Origin of the sequence: Streptomyces barringtoniae (assembly GCF_020819595.1) — a bacterium.
GTDB classification, from domain to species: domain Bacteria; phylum Actinomycetota; class Actinomycetes; order Streptomycetales; family Streptomycetaceae; genus Streptomyces; species Streptomyces barringtoniae.
In genome coordinates this window covers 1-497 of sequence record NZ_JAJHNP010000108.1, presented here as the reverse complement: position 1 = coordinate 497, position 497 = coordinate 1, and the positions used below count along the sequence as shown (strand labels likewise).

At 69.8% G+C, this 497-nt stretch carries 1 protein-coding gene; it reads right to left on the bottom strand.

Annotated features, from left to right (window positions below; translation table 11 throughout):
- Positions 1-497: carboxyl transferase domain-containing protein (locus LMU33_RS40935; RefSeq protein WP_283844346.1), on the bottom strand; the 497-nt coding region annotated here is incomplete at both ends.

The window sequence follows — 497 nt, the reverse complement described above, 5'->3', positions numbered from 1 at the left end:
CCCGTGATGAACATCTGCGAGGTCTCGCGGACCATGAACACGAAGTCCGTCAGGGCGGGGCTGTAGGCCGCGCCGCCCGCGCACGGGCCCAGCATCACCGAGATCTGCGGGATGACGCCGGACGCCTTGGTGTTGCGCTGGAAGATGCCGCCGTACCCGGCCAGGGCGCTGACGCCCTCCTGGATACGGGCGCCCGCGCCGTCGTTCAGCGAGACCAGCGGGGCACCCGCCGCGATGGCCATGTCCATGATCTTGTGGATCTTGGTGGCGTGGGCCTCGCCCAGCGCACCGCCGAAGATCCGGAAGTCATGGGCGTACACGAAGACCGTACGGCCCTCCACCGTGCCCCAGCCGGTGATGACACCGTCGGTGTACGGCTTCTTCGCCTCCAGGCCGAAGCCCTGCGCGCGGTGCCGGCGCAGCTGCTCGACCTCCTGGAAGGACCCCGGGTCCAGGAGCAGCTCGATCCGCTCCCGCGCCGTCAGCTTGCCCTTGGC